Origin of the sequence: Roseateles sp. (assembly GCF_044373315.1) — a bacterium.
In the GTDB taxonomy this organism is placed as follows: Bacteria; Pseudomonadota; Gammaproteobacteria; order Burkholderiales; family Burkholderiaceae_C; genus JACDQM01.
In genome coordinates, this window is the sequence record NZ_JBILQK010000172.1 from 1 (window position 1) to 4737 (window position 4737).

Genomic DNA, 4737 nt, shown 5'->3' on the forward strand with positions numbered 1-4737 from the left:
CGATGAACCAGTTTGCGATCCTCTACGAAGACCGGTTCACGAAACCGAGCCCGTAAGATCTGCAACCAGCTTCACGATACCGGTGAAGGTTCAATGAGCCTCACACACGGAAATTCGGACAGGCCCCTCGCCCTCGCTGCCCAGCAGGGACGCCACCTTGTTTCTGGCATTCAGCTCCAGCATGACTTCCCCATCGGCCTCCTGCAGTACGCGCAACTTGCGCTGATAGTGCTCTTTGACTGCCAGCAGATTGGTGCGCAGCGCGTTCTCCATGTCGCGCTTGCCCTCCACAAACCAGACCTCGACCTCGGTGGGCGGCAGCGCAAAGTGGCGGCTGGCCTCAGCCTCGGTGTTCTTGCCCTGAACCATGTCGAGCACCAGCGCCGTCTTGCGCTTGGCAGCCCATCGCTTGATCTCGTCTTCCATCAGGATGCTCAAGTCGCCTTCCTCTCGACAGTAAAACCTGAGCAGGACTTAACGTAGTCTCAAAAAATCTTGGCTTCACCTTTGGTGTTCGAGGCCTACGAGGAGCAGAATAAATTCGCGTAGATGTCATCGCCATAGGAGTGGCACTTACCCGTTCGAAGTGGCTTCAGATTCAACACAGTCTTCATAAAGGAAGTGATCATGCAAACACGACATGCTGTACTTGGGGCGATGCTGCTTACGCTCGCTATGGGCTCGGTCTATGCTGGGGAATGCCTGCTACAGGTCACGCGCACAGCCTGCCCGGGGCAGGAGAAGGAGAGCTATAGCAAGTGCGACGGCAAGCCCGGCTGCATCGAAAGTGTGCCGGCAGCAAGCCCTTCGCAATGCGCCCTCAAGGCCAAGTCTGCCTGCGCCAACAAGCGCCTGGAGATCACCAAGTACAAAAAGATCAGCGCCACCTATGACGGTGCGGCCGTCGAGGGTGGCAAGGACTTCTGCGTCGGCCATCGGGATTACCCGTACGCAGCCAAGGCCGAGTGCAAGTGACTGCTGGCCGCCCCACCGTGGCTTGATCGGTTGGCACGCCGCGCGCCTGTTTCATAGGAAATCAGCTATGAGTTCACTGTCAGCATTGAATGCTGGAGCCTCGCGTTTGGGTGTCGGCACCCGTCTCGCCACGGGCTTCGGAGTCCTGTTATTGTTCGTTTTGCTGGTGGGGGCCGCCGGCGTGGCAGGCATGCACAACCTGGGCAGTCGCGTCAACGACATCGTCCTTTTCAACAACGCAAAGCTCGGCTATGCGCAGGCACTCGCTCGTGCAGTGGTGGGTCAGGAGAAGACTCTGTTGACTTTGGTTCTGGCCAGCGACAGCAAGCGCCGCGATGTCGCAGCGGCGGCGATCGAGAACCACCGGAGTCAGTACGATGACGCTAAAGCCGGCCTAGAGGAGATCCTGGGCCTGGCCAAGTCGACAGAGGCGGAAACCAAAGTGGTGGCAGCGATCGCGGCGCACGAAGCCACCGCCGCGCCGCTGTTGGCCAACGCCACAAAGCTGGTCGCAGACGACGAGGCCGAGGCTGCACTGAAATTGCTGCAGGTCGAGATCGAGCCGGCGCTCGACAAGTGGCTCAGCGACATCGACGAGTTGGTGTCGATCGAGCAGCGGTTGAACGACAGCGCCGCCACCGCGACCCAGAAAGAGCAAGTGCTGTGGCGCAGCTTCTCGCTCGCCTGCATGGCCCTGGCGTTCATGCTGGGTGTTGTGATGGCCTACTTCATCGCCCGCAGCGTGACCCGTCCTGCGGGCGAAGCCATTGCCGCTGCATCCCGCATTGCAGACGGCGACTTGACCCAGGATGTGACTGCGGATCGAGGCGACGAGATGGGCCGCATCCTCAACGCGATGCAAGCGATGCAAGAGTCGCTGCGCAAAGTGGTGGGAGGGGTTCGTAGCGGCAGCGACAGCATCGCCACAGCCAGCGCTCAAATCGCGCAGGGCAACCTGGATCTGAGCACGCGCACCGAAGAGCAGGCTTCAGCCCTCGAAGAAACCGCCGCGTCAATGGAGCAGCTCGGCTCCACCGTTAAGCAGAATGCCGATCACGCCCGGCAAGCCAACCAGCTGGCGCAAGGCGCGTCGACGGTGGCCGTCAAGGGCGGCGAGGTTGTCGGCCAGGTCGTCGAGACAATGAAGGGCATCAACGAAAGCAGCAGGAAGATCGGCGACATCATCAGCGTGATCAACGGGATCGCGTTCCAGACCAACATCCTGGCGCTGAACGCGGCCGTGGAAGCGGCGCGTGCGGGCGAGCAGGGTCGGGGCTTCGCGGTCGTGGCCAGCGAGGTACGCAGCTTGGCTCAGCGGTCGGCCGAAGCGGCTAAGGAGATCAAGTCGTTGATCAGCGACAGCGTCGAACGGGTCGAGCTAGGCACGGCGCTAGTCGACAAGGCCGGCGTGACGATGACCGAGGTCGTGTCCTCGATCAAGCGTGTGACCGACATCATGCAAGAAATTAGCACCGCCTCCACCGAGCAAAGCACCGGCGTTGCGCAGGTCGGCGAAGCGGTGAGTCAGATGGACCAAGCTACGCAGCAGAACGCTGCACTGGTCGAAGAAAGCGCCGCAGCGGCCGAGAGCCTGAAGGGTCAGGCGCATCAACTGGTGCAGGCCGTGGCGGTGTTCAAGCTGCCTCAGGGCGTGGTGAACGCACCTGCTCAGGTGGCGAGCCACGAAGTCGTGCATCGCCGCGGTCCGGACCAGGCTAGAAACGTGTCGCGGTCCAGTTTCAACTCGAAGCCCAAGGCGAAAGCCGAGGCGGCCGGGTCGGCGAGCGCCAACCTGCCAAGGAAAGGCGCAGACGAGGCGTGGTCCAGCTTCTGATCGCCGCCGCAGCCCTGGATAGAAGCCGATCGCCGTGGTGCCGGGCATAGGCGCTTTCGATGTCGAGGTGTCGAGGTCGACGCGCCGAGTCAGCGGTAAGAAAGTGGGAACAACTGTTACGCGCGCGACCAGCAGGCAGGTTCACACGTCCGGGGTCTGACGCTTACCGGACGGTCCATCTGGCCCGGTGGAACGTCGCCTAAGGGTCGGCATCGCCAGTTCGAGCGGTAGGGAAGCAATCGTCGGAGCAACGAAACCGCCCAGTCTCAACCCGAGGTCAGCTGTATCTCGTGTAGCTGCCGCTCGGGCCAGCGCTGGTGGCTGAACCGAGCGTCGGCTTGATCACGGATACCGTGAGTTCGCCCTCAGCCGGCCAATGACGCCAATCGCTGCTCAGCGGGCTCTCATGGTCTTGGCGGCCGCAGAAGGCGGTGACAGCTACTGAGCGGTCATCTGCGCCCTAGCCCACTTGTGCGGCACCTACACACCACGGCCCGAGGCCGGAACTCAAACTGCGGCAGCGTAGCCCCAGTCCACCGCGGCTTGGTAGGCACGCGCAAATCCATCGGGGACCAAGTCGGCAATGTGACACTTGCCCCACCGGATCGCATCCAGGCAAACGAGCACGTCATCAGAATGCTCGACATCGAGCGCTCGAAGGTCATAGATGTCGAAGTGATGCAGGCCCACCGTGGCCGCCACGAACGCGGCGACTCCTCCGAGTTGCCCTGAATCGCGCCCCGTCTCGACCAGCGAGAGCAGCCGCTCATAGGCTGGCCCGGCCAAGGCGGTGGCGTCCTTCGCCCGACACGCCCATTCCGCCTGCTGCACAAGCATTGGTTCATGTGGCTGCAGCACGCAGGCAGCGGATGGCTTCTTGCTCATCAGCGCGTGATCTCCGGCTCCGTCCGCTCTACCGTCCTGAGGCCGTCTCTCTCGCTGCGGTCTCGCGGCCTGGCGTCCCCATGATCGCGTTGGCGGACCTGTTGCCTTGAGTAGGTGGCGTCCAGCACGAAGCGTCTGATACGTTGCGCCAACTGGTGGTCCTCGACTTGATCCGAGGCGCTCAGCGCGACAGCGATGTGCGTCCAGGCCTGCACAGCGCCATTGCGGCTGCGCATGAAGGCGTCACCTGACTTCTGGGTGACCGACTCGCCCTTCAAGCGCCCCTGCTTGCGGGCTTCGATCTGCCAGAGCTGCTCGGGTCGCCGGCTTTGCAGGCGCGGGGCCTGGCGGGTGGCCTCGGCATCGATGCCCAGCCCGCGCAGCCGCTCGGCGAAAGTCTCGCGCCAGCGCTGCAGATCGGCCTTGCGCGGGTTCAGCCGCTGCCCACTCATTGACTCAGCCCTCACACTGAGGTGAACGTGCGGATTGTGCTGATGGTCATGAAGCACCATCACATAGCGGTGGTCCTTCAGTTCTATCCGCGCAAACTCGCGGGCCGCCTGCAAGACCGCTTGCGCATCTGTGCCGCGGGGCATCGACAGCATCAGGTTGAACGCCTCGCGCCTGTGGCTGGTCTCGCCGATCAGCGATCCCCCGAGGCGCCATTGCTTGGCGAGGTCTTGCAGCGCCTCCCTGCCCTCCTGTACGACACCCCGGTCATCTTCGAAGGCAAGCCGCCCAGCCTTGCTGATGTACCGAAAGTGCGCCGCAATGGCGCCCATGCCTCGGCCGCCACCGGTGACCTTGACCATGACCTGCGGCGCACGCCGCGTCACCGTGGCCGCAATGCGCCGGCGGATTTCGGCGGCCCGGTGCCGCAACAGGGAACTCAGCCGGGGCGATGGTTCAGCCGGAACGATCCGATTGCCCGGGTAGAACAGGCGATCACCCCACTGCACCAGCGCATGATCGACCGATGAAGGAGTGGCGGGGGCGGCCATGACACCGATGACCTCAAGCCGCACCGTAAGCGCAAAGCAGCC

At 63.1% G+C, this 4737-nt stretch carries 5 protein-coding genes; 2 read left to right on the forward strand and 3 right to left on the reverse strand.

Annotated elements, in window-relative coordinates:
- Nucleotides 1–90: 90 nt before the first annotated feature.
- Nucleotides 91–438, reverse strand: a complete 348-nt coding sequence (locus ACIQ67_RS19725; protein ID WP_397536076.1) for a DUF1153 domain-containing protein — start codon at nucleotides 436–438, stop codon at nucleotides 91–93.
- Between the two features lie 189 nt (nucleotides 439–627).
- On the opposite strand from ACIQ67_RS19725, the gene ACIQ67_RS19730 reads away from it, so the two are divergent.
- Together ACIQ67_RS19730 and ACIQ67_RS19735 are read left to right on the forward strand one after the other, a co-directional pair.
- Entirely contained in the window at nucleotides 628–975 is a 348-nt protein-coding gene (locus tag ACIQ67_RS19730) for a hypothetical protein (protein WP_397536077.1), read from the forward strand.
- Nucleotides 976–1042: 67 nt separating this feature from the next.
- Nucleotides 1043–2809: a methyl-accepting chemotaxis protein gene (locus ACIQ67_RS19735; RefSeq protein ID WP_397536078.1), complete on the forward strand. Its 1767-nt coding sequence runs from the start codon at nucleotides 1043–1045 to the stop codon at nucleotides 2807–2809.
- A gap of 507 nt (nucleotides 2810–3316) precedes the next feature.
- Here ACIQ67_RS19735 and ACIQ67_RS19740 read toward each other — a convergent pair.
- Both ACIQ67_RS19740 and ACIQ67_RS19745 read right to left on the reverse strand, forming a co-directional pair.
- Nucleotides 3317–3694: a hypothetical protein gene (locus ACIQ67_RS19740; protein ID WP_397536079.1), complete on the reverse strand. Its 378-nt coding sequence runs from the start codon at nucleotides 3692–3694 to the stop codon at nucleotides 3317–3319.
- Nucleotides 3694–4695 carry a relaxase/mobilization nuclease domain-containing protein gene (locus ACIQ67_RS19745; RefSeq protein WP_397536080.1) on the reverse strand — a complete coding sequence of 334 codons (1002 nt, stop codon included), beginning with the start codon at nucleotides 4693–4695 and terminating at the stop codon, nucleotides 3694–3696. Before ACIQ67_RS19745 ends, ACIQ67_RS19740 begins: the two co-directional genes overlap by 1 nt.
- Nucleotides 4696–4737 lie beyond the last annotated feature (42 nt).